Source organism: Polynucleobacter sp. (assembly GCF_030693775.1).
Classification (GTDB): Bacteria; Pseudomonadota; Gammaproteobacteria; order Burkholderiales; family Burkholderiaceae; genus Polynucleobacter.
In genome coordinates, this window is record NZ_JAUXZY010000005.1 from 269,809 (window position 1) to 291,358 (window position 21,550).

General features: G+C 50.3%; 19 protein-coding genes. 1 reads left to right on the forward strand and 18 read right to left on the reverse strand.

Going from position 1 to position 21,550, the window contains the following annotated elements:
- Nucleotides 1–42 precede the first annotated feature (42 nt).
- From Q8M75_RS09390 to bioB, 18 genes are all read right to left on the reverse strand, one after another.
- Nucleotides 43–543: a peroxiredoxin gene (locus Q8M75_RS09390; RefSeq protein WP_305488816.1), complete on the reverse strand. Its 501-nt coding sequence runs from the start codon at nucleotides 541–543 to the stop codon at nucleotides 43–45.
- 113 nt (nucleotides 544–656) lie between these two features.
- Nucleotides 657–2,000 carry a cell division protein FtsZ gene (gene ftsZ, locus Q8M75_RS09395; protein ID WP_305488817.1) on the reverse strand — a complete coding sequence of 448 codons (1,344 nt, stop codon included), beginning with the start codon at nucleotides 1,998–2,000 and terminating at the stop codon, nucleotides 657–659.
- Between the two features lie 46 nt (nucleotides 2,001–2,046).
- Nucleotides 2,047–3,276, reverse strand: a complete 1,230-nt coding sequence (ftsA, locus tag Q8M75_RS09400; protein ID WP_305488819.1) for a cell division protein FtsA — start codon at nucleotides 3,274–3,276, stop codon at nucleotides 2,047–2,049.
- 21 nt (nucleotides 3,277–3,297) lie between these two features.
- Nucleotides 3,298–4,155, reverse strand: coding sequence for a cell division protein FtsQ/DivIB (locus Q8M75_RS09405; protein WP_305488822.1), 858 nt, complete (start codon nucleotides 4,153–4,155; stop codon nucleotides 3,298–3,300).
- The gene (locus Q8M75_RS09410) at nucleotides 4,152–5,129 is read right to left on the reverse strand and encodes a D-alanine--D-alanine ligase (protein WP_305489117.1); all 978 of its coding nucleotides are present in this window, start codon (nucleotides 5,127–5,129) and stop codon (nucleotides 4,152–4,154) included. Before Q8M75_RS09410 ends, Q8M75_RS09405 begins: the two co-directional genes overlap by 4 nt.
- A gap of 7 nt (nucleotides 5,130–5,136) precedes the next feature.
- Entirely contained in the window at nucleotides 5,137–6,576 is a 1,440-nt protein-coding gene (gene murC / locus Q8M75_RS09415) for a UDP-N-acetylmuramate--L-alanine ligase (RefSeq protein WP_305488824.1), read from the reverse strand.
- Nucleotides 6,573–7,646, reverse strand: coding sequence for an undecaprenyldiphospho-muramoylpentapeptide beta-N-acetylglucosaminyltransferase (gene murG, locus Q8M75_RS09420; protein ID WP_305488826.1), 1,074 nt, complete (start codon nucleotides 7,644–7,646; stop codon nucleotides 6,573–6,575). Before murG ends, murC begins: the two co-directional genes overlap by 4 nt.
- On the reverse strand, nucleotides 7,643–8,878 hold the full coding sequence (ftsW, locus tag Q8M75_RS09425) for a putative lipid II flippase FtsW (RefSeq protein ID WP_305488828.1): 1,236 nt from the start codon (nucleotides 8,876–8,878) through the stop codon (nucleotides 7,643–7,645). The genes murG and ftsW overlap by 4 nt, the downstream gene beginning before the upstream one ends.
- Complete coding sequence (gene murD / locus Q8M75_RS09430; protein ID WP_305488830.1) at nucleotides 8,875–10,545, reverse strand: UDP-N-acetylmuramoyl-L-alanine--D-glutamate ligase; 1,671 nt, start codon at nucleotides 10,543–10,545, stop codon at nucleotides 8,875–8,877. The genes ftsW and murD overlap by 4 nt, the downstream gene beginning before the upstream one ends.
- A 10-nt stretch (nucleotides 10,546–10,555) precedes the next feature.
- Nucleotides 10,556–11,725: a phospho-N-acetylmuramoyl-pentapeptide-transferase gene (gene mraY / locus Q8M75_RS09435; RefSeq protein WP_305488832.1), complete on the reverse strand. Its 1,170-nt coding sequence runs from the start codon at nucleotides 11,723–11,725 to the stop codon at nucleotides 10,556–10,558.
- Nucleotides 11,716–13,158, reverse strand: coding sequence for a UDP-N-acetylmuramoyl-tripeptide--D-alanyl-D-alanine ligase (gene murF / locus Q8M75_RS09440; RefSeq protein WP_305488834.1), 1,443 nt, complete (start codon nucleotides 13,156–13,158; stop codon nucleotides 11,716–11,718). The genes mraY and murF overlap by 10 nt, the downstream gene beginning before the upstream one ends.
- A complete protein-coding gene (locus tag Q8M75_RS09445) occupies nucleotides 13,158–14,699 on the reverse strand; it encodes a UDP-N-acetylmuramoyl-L-alanyl-D-glutamate--2,6-diaminopimelate ligase (RefSeq protein WP_305488835.1) in 1,542 nt (513 codons plus the stop codon). The genes murF and Q8M75_RS09445 overlap by 1 nt, the downstream gene beginning before the upstream one ends.
- Nucleotides 14,696–16,411, reverse strand: a complete 1,716-nt coding sequence (locus Q8M75_RS09450; protein ID WP_305489119.1) for a penicillin-binding protein 2 — start codon at nucleotides 16,409–16,411, stop codon at nucleotides 14,696–14,698. The genes Q8M75_RS09445 and Q8M75_RS09450 overlap by 4 nt, the downstream gene beginning before the upstream one ends.
- Before the next feature lie 47 nt (nucleotides 16,412–16,458).
- Nucleotides 16,459–16,725 (reverse strand): cell division protein FtsL, encoded by a 267-nt coding sequence (ftsL, locus tag Q8M75_RS09455; protein WP_305488837.1) that lies wholly within the window; start codon nucleotides 16,723–16,725, stop codon nucleotides 16,459–16,461.
- The gene (gene rsmH / locus Q8M75_RS09460; RefSeq protein WP_305488840.1) at nucleotides 16,722–17,696 is read right to left on the reverse strand and encodes a 16S rRNA (cytosine(1402)-N(4))-methyltransferase RsmH; all 975 of its coding nucleotides are present in this window, start codon (nucleotides 17,694–17,696) and stop codon (nucleotides 16,722–16,724) included. The genes ftsL and rsmH overlap by 4 nt, the downstream gene beginning before the upstream one ends.
- 12 nt (nucleotides 17,697–17,708) lie before the next feature.
- On the reverse strand, nucleotides 17,709–18,137 hold the full coding sequence (gene mraZ, locus Q8M75_RS09465) for a division/cell wall cluster transcriptional repressor MraZ (RefSeq protein WP_305489120.1): 429 nt from the start codon (nucleotides 18,135–18,137) through the stop codon (nucleotides 17,709–17,711).
- A gap of 297 nt (nucleotides 18,138–18,434) precedes the next feature.
- Nucleotides 18,435–19,058: a 2-polyprenyl-3-methyl-6-methoxy-1,4-benzoquinone monooxygenase gene (coq7, locus tag Q8M75_RS09470; protein ID WP_305489122.1), complete on the reverse strand. Its 624-nt coding sequence runs from the start codon at nucleotides 19,056–19,058 to the stop codon at nucleotides 18,435–18,437.
- A gap of 14 nt (nucleotides 19,059–19,072) precedes the next feature.
- Nucleotides 19,073–20,107, reverse strand: coding sequence for a biotin synthase BioB (gene bioB, locus Q8M75_RS09475; protein ID WP_305488842.1), 1,035 nt, complete (start codon nucleotides 20,105–20,107; stop codon nucleotides 19,073–19,075).
- Between the two features lie 87 nt (nucleotides 20,108–20,194).
- Between bioB and bioA the strand changes: the two genes are divergently transcribed.
- Entirely contained in the window at nucleotides 20,195–21,550 is a 1,356-nt protein-coding gene (gene bioA / locus Q8M75_RS09480; protein WP_305488845.1) for an adenosylmethionine--8-amino-7-oxononanoate transaminase, read from the forward strand.

The following is a 21,550-nucleotide window of genomic DNA, read 5'->3' on the forward strand; positions in this document are numbered from 1 at the left end:
CGCGTTCGTAAATTCGGGGGATCGATGAAACGAGTAATTGAATTACAGCTGTTTTAATACCGAGGCAGCATCGCTCACCTCAAACTTACCCGGGGCTTCGAGGGATAGTGATTTCACTACGCCGTTCTCTACCACCATGGCGTAACGCTGGGAACGAATTCCGAGTCCACGCTTGGTTAAGTCAAATTCCATACCCAATTTGCTGGTGAACTCAGCGCTACCGTCACCGAGCATACGTACTTTTTTACCTACATTCAGATCGCGACCCCATGCACCCATGACAAATGGGTCATTCACGGACACACACCAAATTTCGTCAACGCCTTTTGCTTTAATGGCATCAAACTGGGCAACATAACCTGGCACGTGTTGTGCGGAGCAGGTTGGCGTAAAGGCGCCAGGCAAAGCAAAAATCACAATTTTTTTACCAGCAACTAACTTCTCCACTTCAAACGCATTAGGGCCAATAGAGCAGCCTTCGGTTTCTTCATTCAGAAACTCATACAGGGTGGCGTTCGGTAGTTTTTGTCCAACTGCAATCATAAAATCTCCAATTCAATAGTTATAAATGGGTGAGCCAACGCAAGCGCAGGATTCGTCGTCCGGAGGGGCGCTGCGCTGGCATCTCTCATAACACTATTGTATTGAGCAATTCATTAGTCAGCCTGTTTCCGCAGAAAAGCCGGAATTTCATAGAAATCCGCCCCTTTATCCAGCATGGTTTTGGCCTGTGGCGAGCTATCTGCACCCAAGGTTGGCGCACTGCTCGGCTCTGAACGGGACCGAAATACCCGTGGCAAATCATATTGGCTATAGTCGACCCCGGCCGGCTGGGCTGGAGCAGCGCCAAATGCATTGCCACTAGCTGAAGCCATCCCTGCGCCAGAACCCACTGCCGAAATAGTGGAATCCATACCTGCCATGCTCATTGCAGCCGATGGGCTAGATGGAGCAAAGCTATTTAAGTCAGCCATCGTAGGCATTGCATCGTGTGTACCCGTTGCTTTACGCCAAATGACTTCGGGCTGGCTTTTTTGCATGGCTTGGGGGTGATTAAGGCCTGTCGCTACCACCGTAACGCGCAAGGCATCGCCCAAACTATCGTCGTACACCGTACCAAAAATGACCGTGGCATCATCCGCGGCATAACCACGAATGGCTGCCATGACTTCACGTGTTTCCGATAACTTGAGGGAACGGCTAGCAGTAATGTTGACCAAAACACCACGCGCACCCGATAGATCAACACCTTCCAACAGGGGCGATGCTACTGCTGCCTCTGCGGCCAAACGAGCGCGGTCCATTCCAGAAACAGTAGCAGTTCCCATCATGGCTTTGCCCTGCTCGCCCATCACCGTCTTCACATCTTCAAAGTCGACGTTAATCAAGCCTTGGACATTGATGATTTCAGCAATGCCTGAAACGGCATTATGTAAAACATCATCAGCGCAGGCAAATGCTTTATCAAACTCGGCATCTTCACCCATGACTTCGAATAACTTCTCATTGAGAACAACGATGAGCGAATCGACATACGCCTCTAATTCATGCGCTCCATCTTCTGCCACCTTTAAGCGCTTAACGCCCTCAAAATCAAATGGCTTACTAATGACACCAACTGTCAAAATTCCCATTTCCTTGGCGACTTGAGCTACGATGGGCGCAGCGCCCGTACCGGTTCCGCCGCCCATACCAGCGGTAATGAACACCATATGAGCGCCCTGCAATGAATCCGCAATCCGAGCGCGGGCCTCTTGTGCAGAAGCTGCGCCAATTTCTGGTTTTGCACCTGCGCCAAGACCGCTTGAGCCTAATTGCAAGTTAATCGATGCCGCGGAGCGCTGCAATGCACCCGCATCCGTGTTCATGCAAATAAATTCCACTCCGTCCACACCGCGACGAATCATATGCTGGACAGCATTGCCACCAGCGCCCCCGACTCCAACCACTTTAATAATGGTCTTGCCGGCTAAATCTTGATCTACCATTTCGAATTCCATAAACCCTCCTGAGTTACTTAGTTACATTGACGACGACGAAAAAAACTTAAAAATTACCCGCGAACCATTCCTTCATTCGCGAAAAAACACCTTGAAAAGAGCCGGATTGCGATACGCGACGACCCCGCATCAGCTGCGCCTGACCTTCCATTAAGAGTCCAATGCCCGTTGAAAAGCGTGGACTGCGTAATACCTCATGAAGATGGCCGCGGTACTCTGGGGTTCCAATTCGTGCAGGCCTCAAAAAAACCTGCTCTGCTAACTCGACCATGCCAGGCATCAAGGAGGTGCCGCCCGTCAGAACAATGCCTGACGAAACCATGCCCTCATACCCCGAGTCACGCACAACCCCCAATACCAAAGTAAATAATTCTTCGACGCGTGGCTCAATCACCGCAGCGAGAGCCTGCTTTGAGATCGGCCGTGGTTCGCGATCACCCACACCAGGCACATCGATCATGGCAGTGGAATCCGCCATATCTTGGCGGGCAATTCCATAATGAATTTTGAGGTCTTCGGCCTCTACCGTCGGAGTGCGTAATGCCATTGCAATGTCATTGGTAATTTGATCGCCTGCAATCGGAATTACCGCGGTATGGCGAATCGATCCTTGGCTGTAGATTGCAATGTCCGTTGTACCGCCACCAATGTCGACTAACACCACACCAAGCTCTTTCTCATCATCCGTAAGGACTGCAAGACTAGATGCAAGGGGTTGCAGAATGAGATCGTTCACCTCTAAACCACAGCGTCGAACACACTTCACAATATTTTGGGCCGCACTCACAGCGCCGGTAACAATATGAACCTTCACTTCCAAACGCAGTCCACTCATGCCAATTGGCTCGCGCACATCTTCTTGCCCATCGATGATGAATTCCTGAATCAGGATATGCAGAATTTGTTGGTCCGTCGGAATGTTGATGGCCTTTGCTGTCTCCAGTACACGCTCTACATCGGTGGAGCCCACCTCTTTGTCCCGGATGGCAACCATGCCACTCGAGTTAAAACTAAAAATATGATTGCCTGCAATGCCAGTAAAGACCTGAACAATGCGACGATCCGCCATGACCTCGGCTTCCTCGAGCGCTTTTTGAATCGATTGCACTGTGGCCTCAATGTTGACCACAACGCCCTTCTTCAAACCCTTGGACGCGGTTTGGCCAACGCCAACCACATTAAATTGCCCATCCGCATCAAGCTCAGCAACCAAAGCAACTACTTTTGATGTGCCAATATCAAGACCGACCAAAAGGTCTCGGTTATCCTTACTCATCAAATTTCCTCATGATTAAATTCACCGTTGTACCCCACTCTTTTTTGTATCGAGCTCGGGCTTTTTGTTAGCCGCACTAGCAAGGTGTATTGCAAATCCATTGCCGTACCGTAAATCAATTGCATCAACACGGCCCGTCAGGCGCTCTTGTGCCTTTGGCCAGTATTCAATGAGGCGAGCAACACGCTCTTCGGTTAAGGCTTTGCCTTGGGCCTCCTCATCGCGGCCAAATTCCACACGGATGCCATTGGATAGCTTCACGCTCCAGGAATACCGATCCGATAAAGTAACGCCAACAACGTCGACATTCCAAGGCGCAAACCAACGGGTCGCTTTTTGATAGAGTTGCATGACTTCTTTGCTCGAGTCATTCGGCCCCGATACTTCAATTAAATGGGAAGGGTCGTCGACCTGCGAAAGGCTGCCGCTAAATACTTCGCCAAAACCATTCATGAACTTTTGCTCGCTGCGGTTACCCCATATGGCAAATGGCTTTTGCTCTTCGATACTCACGGCGATGCCATTCGGCCATACGCGCCGCACACTAGCGTGGCGAACCCATGGCAGATCTTCAAACGATTCTTTGATGTTTTCGAGGCGTACTGTAAAAAAGTTACCTTGGACTTGTTCCAGTACTTGATTTTTTACTTGGGATAAATTGACGTGTTTGACAACTTGTCCTGGTAAGGGCTCAACTTGCATTTGGCGTAAGGCAAAAACAGGTCGCTGGCTTAGCCACATTAATCCTGCAACTGTTGCCAGCAGAAAAAAGAGACGCATTAACCAACGACTCACTTCGGTCATTCGCGCAGGATTATTCAGCAAAGGTGTTGACATACCTAGGAGAAAATGGAATGAGCGCTTCGCTAAATTACTCATTGCCTTACATCCATTGTTTGGCTTAATAACCACAACACTAAATCGGCGTAACTCACGCCTGCTGCTTTTGCTGCCATCGGCACTAGGGAATGGGATGTCATGCCAGGGGATGTATTCATCTCCAATAAATACGGTGTGCCATCGCGGCTATCCAACATCACGTCCGCACGACCCCAGCTACGGCAACCCAATGCACGATAAGCAGCCAGCGCTAGGGCTTGAACCTTTTGGTTAACCGCCTCATCCAAGCCAGTAGGGCAACAGTATTGCGTATCGTTTGAGAAGTACTTATTGTGGAAATCGTAATTGGCATCTGGTGGAACAATCCGAATGACTGGCAGCGCTTCGGCGCTTTCCCCCTCACCCACCAATGGGCAAGTCAGTTCATCACCAATAATGCAAGTCTCTGCAATGACTTTGGTATCCAAAGCGGCTGCTTTTGCATAGGCGCTCGGAAGCTCATCTACGGTTTTGACTTTGGTTAAACCCAATGATGAGCCTTCATGGGCTGGCTTGACGATCAATGGTAAGCCCAGGAGCTTTGCTACTGCAGTCCAATTGCTTTGAGGCGTTAGCTCTTCGAATTCAGGTGTTGATAAACCATTACTGAGCCAGATTTGCTTGGTTGCAATTTTGTCGATGGATAGCGCGGAAGCAAGGACACCACTGCCGGTATACGGAATTTCCAGCAACTCAAGCAAGCCCTGAATCGTGCCATCCTCGCCATACCGGCCATGCAGGGCAATAAAGACCCGATCAAACCGTTCCTTCGAAATCTCAGTAGGGCTGCGCGTACCGGGATCAAAGGCGTGCGCATCAACCCCTTTTTCCAGTAAAGCGCTTAAAACACCATTGCCCGACAAGAGGGAAATTTCCCGCTCGCCTGATTTGCCACCGAGCAATACTCCGACCTTACCCAAATCACTCGGCTTAAGCTTAGCAAGATCAGTCTTGACTCGCTCTCCCCAGGGCATCGTGCGATTAAGCATGCTGCGCTCCCGATAGAATAGCGGGCAACGTGGATATGGATCCGGCGCCCATCGTAATAACCACATCACCATCACGCAGCATGGTCGTAATCGCTGCAGGCATATCCGCTACTTTGGCTATGTAAATAGAGTCGGCATTCTGTAGCAATGCTGACTTGGCTTCAGCGTCATTACTGCAGGTTGCTTTAAAGAGACTCTCCCCATCAGCACCTTTGATGCGGGGCTCTCCGGCGGGATAGACATCCGTCAACACCAAGGCATCGAAGCCGCGCAACACATCCACAAAGTCACCAAAACAATCGCGTGTTCGGGTATAGCGGTGGGGCTGAAATGCCAAAACCAGTCGGCGACCCGGATAAGCCCCACGTGCTGCCGCCAAAGTGGCTGCCATTTCAACGGGGTGGTGTCCATAATCATCGATTAAGGTAAAACTTCCACCCTTTGCCAATGCAATATCGCCGTAGCGTTGGAAACGCCTACCGACGCCGCCAAACTCCGATAAAGCTTTGACAATAGCTTCATCGCGTATACCCAATTCAGTCGCTATACCAATCGCAGCAAGCGCATTGCGCACGTTATGCAATCCCGGAAGGTTCAACTCGATTTGCAAGGGTCCGGGCTTAGCGCCATGACGCCGAATCGTACGGCGCTCCACCGTAAAGCGCATCCGCGTTCCGTCGGCCTGAATGTGGTGCGCGCGGATGTCGGCATCATCAGCAGTGCCGTATTTCAGAATAGGTTGCGATACAAATGGGATTAGATCCCGCACGTTGGCATCGTCTGCACACACAATCGCAATGCCATAAAAAGGCATGCGCTGCGTAAATTGCACAAACGCTTGCTTGAGGCGCGCCATATCATGCTGATAGGTATCCATGTGATCGGCATCAATGTTGGTGATGACTTCCATCGCCGGAAATAACTGCAAGAATGAGGCATCCGATTCATCTGCCTCGACCACAATAAAATCGCCCTGCCCCAAGCGTGCATTGGCATTGGCTGAATTGAGTTTTCCGCCAATTACAAATGTGGGATCAAGCCCGCCCTCAGCGAGCACCGAAGCAACTAAACTGGTCGTTGTGGTTTTTCCATGCGTTCCTGCAATCGCAATGCCTTGCTTTAAGCGCATCAGTTCACCCAGCATTACTGCCCGCTGAATAATCGGAATTTTTGCAGCGCGTGCAGCAATCACTTCAGGATTGTTGCCAGCGACTGCTGTTGAAATCACCACGGCCTCAGCAGTACCAACATGACTCGCCTTGTGGCCAATCTGAATATCGGCACCTAGCCCACGCAAGCGTTTCGTTGTCGCGCTTTCAGCCAAATCGGAACCCGAAACTTGGTATCCCAAATTGAGCAGTACTTCGGCAATGCCGCTCATGCCCGCGCCGCCAATACCGACAAAATGAATCTGCTGAACAATATGCTTCATTTATTTGCTCCTGCAGACTCGGCGCATATGGCTGCCACGCGCTCGGTTGCCTGCATCTTTGCTAGAGTGCGAGCACGCTCTGCCATTGCCATTAGTTCAGGGCGCCGTAAAGTTTGTAACCAAGCAGCCAGTGCGCTTGGATTAAGCTCAGTTTGTGGCCACAACTTAGCGGCATCTGATCTTGATAAAAACGCTGCATTGGCTGTTTGGTGATCATCAATGGCAAATGGAAATGGCACGAAGCAAGCGGCAACGCCGCAGGCAGCAATCTCCGATACGGTCATTGCACCCGAACGGCATATGATGAGATCGGCTGCAGCATACGCCTCTGCCATGTCGCCAATAAAGGCGCGAACATCTGCAGTAACCCCGTAATCAGCATAGCGCTGCTTGAGTTCAGCGACGTGTTTTTCACCCGCCTGATGCAGCACCTGAGGCCTTTCCTCAGCAGGCATCAGGGCTAACGCAGCGGGAATCGTTTCATTTAGGGCGGCGGCACCCAAACTACCACCAACAACCAATAATGTCAGGCGGCCAGTACGCGCGCCGTAACGCTCAACAGGGGATGCGATTGATTCAAACTCACTGCGAATCGGATTACCAACCCACTCGCCTTCGGGCAACGTATTCGGAAATCCCGTCAGGGTTTTAGTCGAAATCCTGGAGAGATAGCGATTGGCGCTGCCAGCAACTGAGTTTGCCTCATGCAAAACCAGTGGTCGCTTCAGCAAGGCGCTCATTAATCCACCAGGAAAAGTAATGTAGCCGCCCATGCCCAGTACGACACTGGGCTTGAGCCTACGAATAATCTGCCAGCTTTGCAAACATGCTCTTGCTAGATTAAAAGGCAGCATTAACTTAGTCAGCAAACCCTTACCGCGCAGGCCGCCAAAATTGACTGCCTCAAACGGAAACCCGCGACTCGGCACCAAGCGGTATTCCATGCCAGAAGCATTGCCTAACCATGCCACCTGCCAGCCACGCGCACGCAAAAGCTCAGCCACTGCTAATCCGGGGAAGATATGCCCGCCAGTACCGCCGGCCATGACTAAGATGGAAGGCTGATTCATAACTTGCCTCCCCGCATTAAGACGCGGTTTTCGTAATCAATCTTGAGCAATACGCCAATAGCAACGGCATTCATCAAAATTCCAGAGCCGCCATAACTAATTAATGGCAGGGTTAAGCCTTTTGTCGGTAATAGGCCTAAATTCACCGCCATATTGATAAAGGCTTGCCATCCAATCCAAATACCAATCCCCTTTGCTACCAAACCAGCAAAGCTACGATCTAATTGCAGTGATGTTCGGCCAATCAGAAAAGCACGGCGCACAATCCAGTAAAACAAAAAGATAATGACGAGTACTCCGGCAAAGCCAAGCTCCTCACCAATTACCGCCAAGATGAAATCGGTATGCGCTTCGGGTAAGTAATGCAATTTTTCGACACTGCCACCAAGGCCAGTACCAAACCACTCGCCGCGTCCAAACGCCATCAGCGAATGGGTTAGTTGATAGCCTTTATTCGCCGCATGATCTGCTGCCCAAGGATCTAGGAATGCAAAAATGCGTTCGCGACGAAATGGTGAGAGAGCGATGATGATGGCGGCGCTGGTAATTCCAGCAACCACCAAGCCACCAAATAACTTCACATTAATTCCGCCCAAGAAAAGAATACCAAAGGCAATTAAAGCAATCACTACGAAAGCGCCCATATCCGGCTGCCATAGCAGCAATGCGCCAATGATCATGACAGCAACACCCATTGGTACCAAACCCTTCACGAACGAGTGGAGATACTCTTGGCGCTGAACGGTATAGCTCGCAGCAAAAATGACAACGGCAAACTTCATCAGCTCCGATGGCTGGAAATTCATAAACCCAAAGGAGATCCAGCGGCGCGCTCCGTTCACGCCTTTACCGATTCCAGGGATCAGGACTGCAATCAACAATAGGATGGTAATTCCGAATAGAATCGGCGCAAGCTTGTCCCACATCTTTACTGGAATCCGAAACACACACAAGCCAACTACCGTGGCAATCGTGAGTGAAATCAAATGCCGAATCAGAAAGTGATTGCTACTGTAGTTTTTATACTTCGGACCGTCGGCTAAGGTAATCGATGCGGAGTACACCATCACCAAACCAATGAGCGCCAATGAAACGACTGCCCATACCAGCAACTGGTCATATTCCATCATGCGCGAGCGCGTTTGCTCTACTCCTGTAACGGCATCACGTAAGCCAGTTCGAAAGCCAGTGATACCGCCGCGGGAGTAATTCCAAAAGCGATTAAGGTTCATGCGCTTACCCCAGACGAACAATCTGCCTCAAGACTAGAGTCGGAAAACTGCATTCCCAGCTCTTCCACCTCAGATACAAATACAGCAGCACGGTGGACGTAATCCTTGAACTGATCAAAGCTGGCGCATGCTGGAGAAAGGAGAACCACATCTCCTGAAGTTGCGCGCTCTGAAGCAGTCTTCACTGCGACCGCAATCGTTTCGCAGTGCTCTACTACAACGCCGGTTGCTTGCAGCGCATCTTGAATAAGCGGCGCATCCTTACCAATCAATAGAACGCCTTTTGCAAAACGCTGCACTGGATCAAAGAGGGGCGAAAAATCTTGGCCTTTGCCATCGCCGCCCGCAATTAACCAAATCTTTTTAGAACCGGTTGCGTCGCCAAGGCCATTCAGAGCCGCAACGGTAGCACCTACATTGGTTCCTTTACTGTCATCAACGTACTCGACATCCCGAATGACAGCAACGCTTTGTACGCGATGCGGTTCACCGCGGTACTCGCGCAAACCATGCAGTAATTTATTGAGCGGCAAGCCAACTGCGCGTGCTAATGCCAAGGCAGCCAGGGCATTGAGAGCATTGTGTTTGCCGCGGATACGTAGCGCATCTGCCGGAATTAAGCGCTTTAAGCGTAGTGGCTCAGCTTCTTCTGCCATCGCTTTGCGTCGCCGCTTGGGCTTTTCTAACTCAGCATTCTCATCCACCTCAGCCCAAACTAACCAATCAATTCCTCCAGCCTGAGGATCGCGCTCAATACCAAATGACCCTGGCTCATCCGGCCGATTTGAGCCGAAGTGAATGATCTGCCGATCTTCTAATTGACTGCTTAGCAAGCGATTTAATTCAACTTCATCCCGGTTCACAATACAAATGCTGCTGGGTCCAAAAATAGCGGCTTTAGCAGTGGCATAGGCCTGCATATCGCCATGCCAATCCAAGTGATCCTGACTTAAATTGAGAACCGTTGCTGCGCTGGGATTGAGGCTATAGGTAAAGTGCAATTGAAAACTCGATAACTCGAGCACCCATAACTCCGGCAGATCATGCAATCCATCGGCGCTATCCAGGCAAGCCATTAGCTTATCCAGTGCTGCGGGGCTAATATTGCCAGCCACTGCCGCTGTTTTACCGGCACGCTCACACAACTGGCCCACTAGTGCCGTTGTGGTTGTTTTGCCATTCGTGCCAGTAATGGCGATGATTTTAGGTTGGTAAGTCCAACCCTCATGGTCCACTACCTCGGCAACCGATTCCCGCTCCAGCGCGGCAATACCGCGGGCAAAGAACTCGATCTCACTCCACACCGGAATACCTTTTTCCTGTGCTGCTGCCAAAATCGATTGTGCTGGCTCCGCAATTGGCGATAGCCCTGGTGATATGCCAATCACATCAATGTGATCCAACATACTGGCGTCCCAGCTACCAAAATGCATGTCGGTTAGACCAGCAAGCTCCAGTTCGCTTAGTTGTGCCCGTTGTTTTTCATTGAGGGCGCTTCGCTCGCGCGTATCAACCAAGCGAGTATGCGCACCATGACGCAAGCACCATTTCGCCATTGCGATTCCAGACTCACCCAGCCCCAGAATTAAAAAGCGTGTTGGCTCAACTGAGAGTGCTTGCGCTCTACTCAGCTCAGGACAAATAAATGGATCTTTTACATTGCGCATCGTCTACTGATTACCGTAATTTCAAGCTAGATAAACCAACCAGCACCAATAAGATAGTGATGATCCAAAAACGAACAACGACTTGGGTTTCGCGCCAACCACCCAGTTCAAAATGGTGGTGCAGTGGTGCCATCCGAAAAATGCGGCGTCCTTCGCCATAGCGTTTTTTGGTGTATTTGAACCAAATCACCTGCATCATCACGGAAACCGTTTCGGCAACAAAAATACCGCCCATCACAAACAAAACAATCTCTTGGCGCACAATCACCGCAATGGTTCCAAGGGCGCCGCCTAGAGCTAAAGCGCCAACATCGCCCATAAAGACCTGTGCAGGATGGGTGTTGTACCAAAGGAAGGCGAGGCCCGCGCCGCCCATGGCGCCGCAGAAAATCATCAACTCACCTGCCCCAGGAATAAATGGAAACAGTAAATACTTCGCGTAGATTGCGTTACCCATTACATAGGCAAACGCGCCCAGTGCAGCCCCGACCAAAATCACGGGCATGATGACCAGACCATCAAGGCCATCCGTTAAATTGACTGCGTTACTGCTGCCAACAATTACCAAGTAACTCAAAATGATGAAGCCCATCACTCCCAGTGGATAGCTAACTTCTTTCACAAAGGGAAGATAGAGGTTTGATTTGGCTGGTAGGTCCAATGAAAAACCGCTCTGCACCCAGTCAATGAATAACTGCAGCACTTTTAAGTTGTTAACCTCAGATACAGAGAATGCCAAATAAATTGCAGCAAATAATCCAATTACGGTTTGCCAGAAAAACTTTTCGCGCGACGCCATTCCCTTTGGGTCTTTGCGAGCAACTTTGCGGTAATCGTCAACCCAGCCGATCAAGCCAAAGCCAAATGTAACCAGCATCACAATCCAGATGAATCGATTGGTCAGGTCAGCCCATAAAACACATGAGGTAAATATGCCAATCAGAATGAGCACACCGCCCATGGTTGGCGTTCCTGATTTGACTAAATGCGTTTGTGGTCCATCAGTACGAACTGCCTGACCCATTTTTAACTCAGTCAATCTCCGAATAACCCAGGGCCCCGAAATCAAACCAATCAACAATGCCGTCAATGTCGCCATCACGGCGCGGAAGGTAATGTAATTAAATACTCGGAAAAAACTGTAATCGTCTTGTAACCACTGCGCCAAGATTAAGAGCATGCTTTAACCTCCGCCAGCGTGTCTTTTAACGCCGCTACTACTCGCTCCATGCGCATAAAACGTGATCCTTTTACTAGTACTGCATAGGGCTGAGATACTGAGGCGCCCTCAGAAAATAAATCGGCAACGGTCACCGCCCGTGCGTTTAAGGCGTCGATGCTTTCAAAATGGATTGCCGCATTACTACTTCCGATGCGTCCATTGAATTCATTAAAGCCGCGTACTGAAGCCTGCGTTTGCTCTCCTAGCGCCCATAAGTGCGCAATGCCACGCTCTGCCGCATAGGCGCCAACCTCATAATGAAACTCTGGGCCATTTGATCCCACTTCACCCATGTCACCCAGGACCAAACAGGTTTTTTGGCTAGCCTGACTAAGGGCGTCAATTGCAGCGCGTACTGAGTCGGGATTGGCGTTATAGCTGTCATCAATCAACAGGCAAGTGCCCAATTGGTTTGCCATCATTCGGCCGCTGACCGCCTGAAATGATTCCAATCCAAGGCGAATAGCCTCTAAATCTACCTTTGCAGCTAAGGCTACAGCCGTCGCGGCAAGGGCGTTACGCAGATTGTGCTCACCGAGCACGGAAAGTCGAACATGGATGATTCCGTCGCTTGTTTTTATTTCAAGCGCACCGTCTTCCAAGAGCATGCCACTAACTGCTGCAGGGCCATTGAGTGCAAAGTCAATGTAGCGGCGCCCGCTGGCTTTTTTGCGCCACTCGGCACTAAACGAAGTGTCTGCTGGAAAAACCGCAACACCATCTGCTGGCAACGATGCAATTGCATCCGCATGCTCATGCGCAACCGCATCAACGGTCTCCATAAATTCTTGGTGTTCCCGCTGGGCATTGTTGATAAGCGCAATTGTTGGCTTAGCGATATTAGCAAGGTAGGCCGTCTCGCCCGGATGATTCATTCCGAGCTCAATCACAGCCAATCGATGGTGCTCACGCAAACGCAATATCGTCAGCGGCAGTCCAATATCGTTATTCAAATTGCCTGGCGTAACCAGAGTTGCTTCTTTACCTACTGCCGCGCTAAAGATAGCTGCGATCATCTCTTTCACGGTAGTCTTGCCGTTACTACCAGTTACCACCACTAGCGGTAATGTAAATTGCTGCCGCCATGCTGCAGCAAAATCACCTAAACCAATTCGCGTGTCAGCAACGCATACTGCGGGAAGCTGATTTGGGCACGCCTTCTCATCTTCAATCAGTGCGGCGCTTGCTCCGGCAGCACTAACCGCGCCTAGGAATTGATGCGCATCAAAGCGCTCGCCCTTAAGTGCGATAAAGAGGGACCCACCCTCAATCGCCCTACTATCCGTAGAAATGGAATCGATTAGATAGCTTTGCGCAGCCGCCTTAGAAATATTGATCAATTTACTGGATGGTAAAAATGCATGGATTTGGCCCAAGGTAGTCATCGCCATTAGACGGAGCCTCCACTAGCCAATAAAACATGTTCTTGATCTGAAAAATCTACTTTTCTGCCATTAATCTCTTGGCTTGTTTCGTGGCCCTTACCTGCAATCAATACAACATCATTCACTTCTGCGTGCCGAACTCCGCTAAGGATCGCTGCAGCACGATCTAGGATGACTTGTACTGACTTGCCATTACCCATTCCAGCTTGAATATCGGCGCTGATTTTTTCTGGATTCTCGGAGCGTGGGTTATCGCTGGTCAAAATAGTATGGTCAGCTAACTCTGCCGCAATCTGCCCCATGAGCGGTCGCTTGCTCGCATCGCGATCACCGCCACAACCAAAAATGCACCACAACTTTCCTGCTCGCTGGCTTGCGATGGGGCGCAAGGTACTCAATACTTTTTCTAGTGCATCTGGGGTATGGGCGTAGTCAACAATAACTAATGGGCCTGTGCTACGTGAGTTGCCGAGCACCATTTCCATTCTTCCGCTGACTGGCTTTAAAAGTGCAATGCGCTTACCTGCCTCAATCACATCCATGCCACTAGCCAATAGGCAGGCCCAGACTGCAAGGCAATTACTTAGATTAAAGTCGCCCACAACCGGAACATTGACTTCAGTCCTGCCATGGTCTTGCCATTCAAATACACCCTGATAGCCATAATCCTTAAACTGCATGCCGCTTGAAAAAATAGCATGCAGTCGCTTACCGAACTTTTCAAAGCCGGCAAAGACCTTGTGGTCAACCGCATAGCCCCACACCTGAACGCCTGTCTTTGCCAACATCTGCATGGCTAATTCACGACCCAAAGGATCTTCTAAGTTAATGACCGCATTCTGTAAGCCAGGGAACTGAAACAAACGAAACTTGACTGCTGCATATTCCGCCATACTGCCGTGGTAATCCAAGTGGTCTTGACTCAAATTGGAAAACACAGCGGTGCTGAATTGGACGCCATGAACGCGTCCCTGTTCTAGGGCGTGTGAAGAGACTTCCATGGCAATTTGCTTTGCATTGGAATCTAAAAGTGTTTTGAGTTCGGTTTGTAAGCGTGCAGCATTTGGCGTGGTGTAGCCTGTTGCCTCTAAATGCCCTGGAAAACCAATACCTAAGGTACCGATTACAGCTGCACGCGACTTAGGGCGATCTAAGGCTTGAGAAAGCCATTGCGTAATGCTCGTCTTGCCATTCGTTCCAGTTACCCCAAACACCATCATCTGACTGCTCGGCTTACCGTACCATTCAGAGCAGATTGGCCCCGCATGGGCAGATAAATTTTCTAGCGGGAAACAACGTGGATCACTCAAGGCTGGAATTTCTTCTAAATCCCTTAGGTCATAAATAACCGCAGCGACCCCAGCATCTAAAGCCTCTGCAATGTAGGCGCGGCTATCCTGTATGGCAGCACCATGCCCTACCCGGTAAGCAAAAAAGATATCGCCCACCTTGATTTGCCGTGTATCGCTCACGATGCGCGCCGTTGGCAAAGCCAATCGCCGTAGGTGATCGATGGCTTGCTCTGGCTTAATGAAAGTAGCCATCATTGTGTTAACACGACGCGTTGAATTGGCGCAGCTGTAGCGGGCTTAATCGCATCATCTCGCTGCACCATATTTTTAACTGTGCTATCCGGCGCAACATTCATTGCGCGAAGCGTTTCAGAAACAATAGTTGAGAAAATAGGCGCCGCAACTTGGCCGCCATAGTAACCATTTGCAGTGGGCTCATCGACCATCACTGCCACCACAATCCGTGGGGCGCTCATCGGCGCAATACCCGTGAAATAAGCTAAGTATTTATTGGTGGCATAGCCCTTGCCTGCTACCTTATGGGCCGTACCTGTTTTACCGCCAACGCGATAACCCTCAGCGTGGGCTTTCAGCGCAGTACCCCCAGGCTCAGTTACCGACTCCAACATGCTACGCATCTCGATTGCTGTTTTTGCCGAGATAACGCGTGTACCGGGTTTGTAATCTGGGCTATGTTCTATCGTGACCGGAACCAACTCGCCATCGCGAGCGAAGATGGTGTAGGCGCGAGCCATCTGAAAAAGTGAGGTTGATATGCCATAGCCGAACGCAATCCGCGCTTGATCAGTTGGCATCCATTTTTGATGGGGATGCACCCGGCCCGCAACGGCACCGGGAAATCCAACCTTGGGAGCTTGACCAAATCCAACAGCAGTAAATAAGTCCCACATTTCGCTGGCTGGCATATTCATTGCCAACTTAGAGGTACCAATATTGCTGGATTTTTGGATTACCTCTGCCACCGTCAGCGATGGATAAGGGTGGGTATCAGTAATAGGTTTAGGTCCAACCAAATACTTAGCGCCAATCGCCATCACTGTATTGGGGTTCACTTGCCCTTTTTCCATGGCCAGTGCAACGGTAAATGGCTTAATGGTTGAGCCCGGCTCAAACGTATCGGTCATCACACGATTGCGTAACTGTTCGCCACTTAATATCTTGCGATCGTTTGGGTTATAGCTTGGCCAATTGGCGAGCGCTAAAATTTCACCCGTCTGCACGTTAATGACAACTGCTCCGGCCGCTTTGGCGCGATGTTTTTCAACCGCATCTTTCAATGCGTTATAAGCAATGTATTGAATCTTGCTATCAACCGAGAGTTTTAAATCCTTGCCGTTTTGCGGTAACTGCAAAACGCCCATATCTTCGACGATGCGCCCCAGGCGATCGACCACAACACGTCGCTTACCGGTACTCGCAGCCAAATCGTTTTCGCGCGATAGCTCCATCCCCTCTTGACCGCGATCTTCCACATTGGTGAAACCCACTACGTGGGCCATTGCCTCGCCTTCGGGATAAAAGCGACGAAACTCATTATTTAATCCAATGCCTGGAATTTCTAACTTGCGGATTTGCTGAGCCACTGCAGGATCAACCTGCCGCTTTAAGAAAACTTGGTTACGCTCATCTTTTAATTTTTTTCGAACATCAGCTTCACGCATCTCGAGCAAGGCTGCAAGCTGCTTGATTTTTTCATCGGATAAATCTTTTGGAATCGTATCGTTATAGGCAATCACTGCTTTTGCCTCAAGGCTGGTTGCAATGACTTGGCCGTTGCGATCCAATATTTTTCCGCGGCTAGCCGACATCTCAAGTTCACGCTGCGTTCCCTTAACTGCCTTGGCCTCGTAGAACGCATTACCAGGACCCTGAATCCAAAGTGCGCGTAGTACAAGGGCAGCAAACGCGACAAACAACATGAACAGCATTAAGCGCGACCGCCACATCGGCAGGCGCAACACTAAATTAGGCGTGGTTGAGAATCCGACTCGCTTCACCGATCTTCTCGCAAATAAATGGTTCGATTGGGTGAGATGGGACTCATATTGAGTTGATTGCGCGCCACATCCCGAATCCGAGCTGATTTAGACAGATTGCGTTGTTCGTATTCAAGGCGAAGCCACTCTTGATTGAGTTTGCGCTCTTCTATTTGTGCGCGCTCAATTGCAGTAACCAGCTTGCGACCACGCTGCTGTGCCGATACGAGCGATAGCGCACAGATTAGTAATAAAGCGAGTAGGGTTAGTGTGGCCCGATTCATTGGCTCACCTGTCGTCGATAAATGAGGCCGGCCTCTAGACTGCGTTTTTGCGCTACCCGCATTACTGCTGAACGTGCGCGCGGATTCTCACTAACTTCAACGCTGCTTGGCTTAACTCTAGCAATGAGTTCTAAATCTCCCTGCGGTAAATCTTTTGCACGAATTGGCAAACCACGTGGCACCTCCACTGCTGAGTGCATTTGCATAAACTGCTTGACGATGCGGTCTTCTAGGGAGTGAAAGCTGATGACAACTAAACGTCCACCTGGCTTGAGTAAATCCAAGGCTGCTTTCAGCCCACTGGCCAGATCATCTAACTCTTTATTGATGAAGATGCGCAGCGCTTGAAAGGTCCGCGTTGCTGGATCCTGTCCTGGCTCGCGTTTTTTAACAACGCCAGCAACCAGGTTGGCTAAATCTAAGGTGGTCGCCAAGGGCTGATTCAATTCACGGCGCGCAAAGATCGCTTTCGCAATCGGCAAGGCGAAGCGCTCTTCGCCGTAGGTTTTAATTACGCGCGCAATATCATCCACGCCAGCTTGATTCAACCACTGTGCCGCCGTTAATCCAGTCGTAGTATTCATGCGCATATCAAGCGGCCCATCGCGACGAAATGAAAAGCCACGCTCGGCTTCGTCTACTTGTGGCGAGCTGATACCCAAATCGAGCAGCACCCCTGCTACCGATGCAGGCTCGGCATGCTGATCCATGTATGCAAAGCTGCTGTGAACAATCTGAAAGCGCGTGTCGCTTATCTTTTTTGCTTCTGCAATCGCTTGCAGATCCTTGTCGAATGCAATCAAATTTGCATTGGATGGAATCGCTTCCAAGAGTGCTCGTGTATGACCGCCGCGCCCGAAGGTACCGTCGATCAAAATGGATTTCTCGGAGGATTCTGCTTGCAATAAAGGACTTTCCAATAGTGCAGTTACCGCCTCGGCCAGTAAGACTGGGCGATGAGTCTGATTCATGCGGCCCTGTCATTAATAAGTAAATTGTTTGAGGGCGTCCGGCACACCTTGCATCATTGCGGCCTGCTCTTTTGTTGCGTACGTTGCTGCATCCCATAACTCAAGGTGACTACCCATACCAAGCAGAATGACTTCACGCTGAATACCCGCAGCGGATCGTAGTTCGGGGCTCACCAAAATTCGCCCTGCACTGTCGAGATCAAGTTCGGTTGCATTGCCTAGAAAAATTCGACGCCACCAATGGGCATCCATTGGTAACTGCGCTACACGCGCTCGAAAGGCTTCCCACTCAGGGCGTGGGAAAACCATCAAACAACCATCGGGGTGTTTTGTTAAGGTCACTCTTCCCTCACCTTGCACGAGCAAGGCGTCACGATGCTTTGCCGGCACAGACATGCGGCCTTTTGCATCTAAATTGAGAGCTGACGCACCTTGAAACACCATTTACCCCACTTTTTCACACTTCTTCCCACTTTAGAGGAAGGGATTCAGAGGGTCAAGTGTTTTAATGGGTTTTTTTTGGATTTTCTCTATTGTTTACAGTCACTTAGCGATGACTATTCATTTAAGCTTTTGAAAAATAGTCACCCGAAACAAGGGCTTGGAAAATATACTTAAGAAGGTATCTTAGATATATTACTTAATTATCTAAATTAATACTGTTTATATATACAGTATTATTATACTTAGAGCGAATAATATCCTTAGTTTTATTGGGTTTAGATAATCAAACCCGATTTACACCTTATATGCTGTCGTCGTCATGATTTTGGATATGGCCTCCATGGCATTTTTGATGGGCTGCGGCAAAGGCTGGCCGCCGGCATCCCATGCTGATTGGCCGTGATCGATTTCATCGCGGCGCATCTGATCAACAATGGCACGCGAGCGCGCATCTGCTAGCGGCAAGGTTTCAAGGTGGCTATTGAGGTGCTTTTCGACCTGCTTTTCGGTTTCCGCAACGAAGCCCAAACTCCATCGATCGCCGGCCAAGCCAGCCAGTAATCCGATCCCAAAAGAACCGGCATACCAGATCGGATTTAGATAACTGGTGTGCGAGCCGAGCTCAGACAGGCGCTCTTCACACCAGGCCATATGGTCCATTTCCTCTTGTGCCGCATGGTCGAGCATGGCGCGTGTTTCTGAGCTGCGTGCCACGATTTTTTGCGATTGGTATAGGGCTTGGGCGCACACTTCGCCCACGTGATTAACACGCATGAGCCCAGCCGCATGGGCACGTTCAGCAGCATCAAGGGTGCTTGCACTTTCTGCTGTTGGCATTACACGATGGGCCTGAGCGCCGCCAGCAAGGGATCGCAAAGCGACATCAAACTCCGTAATGAATCGGTCCAGCAATGACATAGGCATGGACAAAACTATACCGTGACTTCCGCCTTCACGTGTTGCTTTGTCTTGAGGCCCAATTCGGCCAGAAGTGCGCGATCTTCCTCGGCTTCTGGGTTACCCGTTGTCAGCAATTGATCGCCATAAAAAATCGAATTGGCGCCTGCCTGAAAGCACATTGCTTGGACGGCTCGGCCCAGCTCTTGCCTTCCGGCCGATAAACGTACCCGGGCTTTTGGCATGGTGATGCGTGCCACGGCAATGGTCCGCACAAACTCCAGCGGATCCATCGGCGGCTGATCAGCCAGTGGCGTACCGGCTACCGGAACCAAGTGATTGATGGGTACCGACTCAGGATACGGACTCAAATTAGCTAAGCGGGCAATAAAAGCGGCGCGCTGCTCGCGCGATTCACCCATACCCACAATGCCACCACAGCACACCGACATTCCAGCAGCACGAACATGAGAGATCGTATCCAAGCGATCCTGATAGTCACGGGTCTTAATGACCGAGCGATAAAAATCTTCGCTGGTATCCAGATTGTGGTTATAAAAATCCAATCCCGCGCCCTGCAGCGCCTTGGCCTGCTCTGGCTCGAGCATGCCCAGTGTGGCGCAGGTTTCGAGACCCAGCGCTTTGACGCCCCGAATCATGGCGGACACCTTTTCAATATCACGGTCTTTGGGTTCACGCCAGGCTGCGCCCATACAGAATCGATTAGAGCCAGCCGCTTTCGCTGCCTTCGCCGCCTCAAGCACTTCCTCTAAATCCATCAGTTTGTTGGCCTTCACATCGGTGTTGTACCGCGCCGCTTGGGGGCAATAGCCACAATCTTCTGGACAGCCACCGGTCTTAATGGATAGCAGGGTAGCTAATTCCACGTCACCTTCGGGGAAATAAGCGCGGTGCACTTCTTGGGCACGAAAAAGCAAATCATTAAACGGCAAGGCAAACAAGGCTTCGACCCCCGCTACCGTCCAGTCACCCTCGGAAACACTTGCTTTGGCGACCGATGCGGACTTCGCTTGAATCAGGGGTTTTTCGAGGACTTGACTTTGGGACATAAGGAAATTCCAAAAAAGGTGGGAATAAGCCATAAACATAACAGATGAATCCACTTCAAGCCGAAAACTAATGGTCAAATATCACTCATGACGACATCGGTAAGCCAGCCCAAGCAAACAGACGAGTGGATTTTGCGCAGTCTTGCGTCGGTATGGCACCCGTGCACACAAATGAAGCACCATGAGCACATGCCCTTGGTGACAATTGCGCGAGGGAAGGGTGCTTGGCTGTATGACGATCAAGATAAGCCCATTCTGGATTGCATCAGCTCCTGGTGGACCAATTTATTTGGTCATTCCAACCCCTTTATTAATCAACGCATTCAGGCTCAACTCGAAAAAATTGAGCATGTAATGCTGGCAGGGTTTACACACCAGCCCGTCATCGAGCTCTCGGAACGCCTCTCCGCTTTAACGCAGCATCGCTTAGGCCATGCTTTTTACGCATCGGATGGTGCTTCTGCCGTTGAGATTGCCTTAAAGATGAGTCACCACTATTGGCAACTTTCCGGCAAGCCTGAGAAATCACGCTTCGTCTGCTTACAAAACAGTTACCACGGCGAAACCCTAGGGGCATTGGCCGTAACCGATGTACCTTTGTTTCGGACCGCGTACGGATCACTGCTTTCAGATGTGTTCACCGTGATGTCGCCTGATAGTCGTCAAGCGCAGGATGGAGAATCAGCGACTGAGGTTGCGCTGCGTGCCGCGGATGCATTAGAAAAGCTTTTGCAACGGGAACACCATCATATTGCTGCTCTCATACTCGAGCCACTTGTGCAATGTGCAGGACAAATGGCGATGCACCCGCCAATCTATCTTCAGCGTGCCCGTGCACTGTGTGACCAGTATGGTGTTCACCTGATTGCCGACGAAATTGCCGTGGGATGCGGCAGAACGGGCAAGTTTTTTGCCTGTGAGCATGCGGGCATTTGGCCTGACTTCATCACTCTCTCCAAAGGAATTAGTGGCGGCTATTTACCGCTGTCACTGTGCCTGACAACTGACGCCATTTATCAGGCCTTCTATTCGGATGACACTACCCGCGGATTTTTGCATTCCCACTCTTACACTGGCAATCCCTTAGCCTGCGCTGCTGCGCTAGCCTGCCTTGATCTTTTTGAAACGGAAGATGTTTTAAATAGCAATCTGCAGCGCGCGCACGATCTAGCATCTGCATTTGCGTGGACCAAGTCAGATAAGCGCATTGAACACCCAAGACAACAAGGTATGATCTTGGCTTTTGATGTTGTCCATGATGCATTGAATAAGCCAGGTGCCTTTGCACGTGAAGTCTTTACACGCGGCATTGAGGAAGGTGTTTTGGTAAGACCCATTGGCTCTACTGTCTACGTCATGCCGCCCTACATACTGAGCGCCGATGAAACCATGGCAATGGGTCAGCGCATTCAGCGAGTAGTGGAAGACGTCCTGCGCGCATAA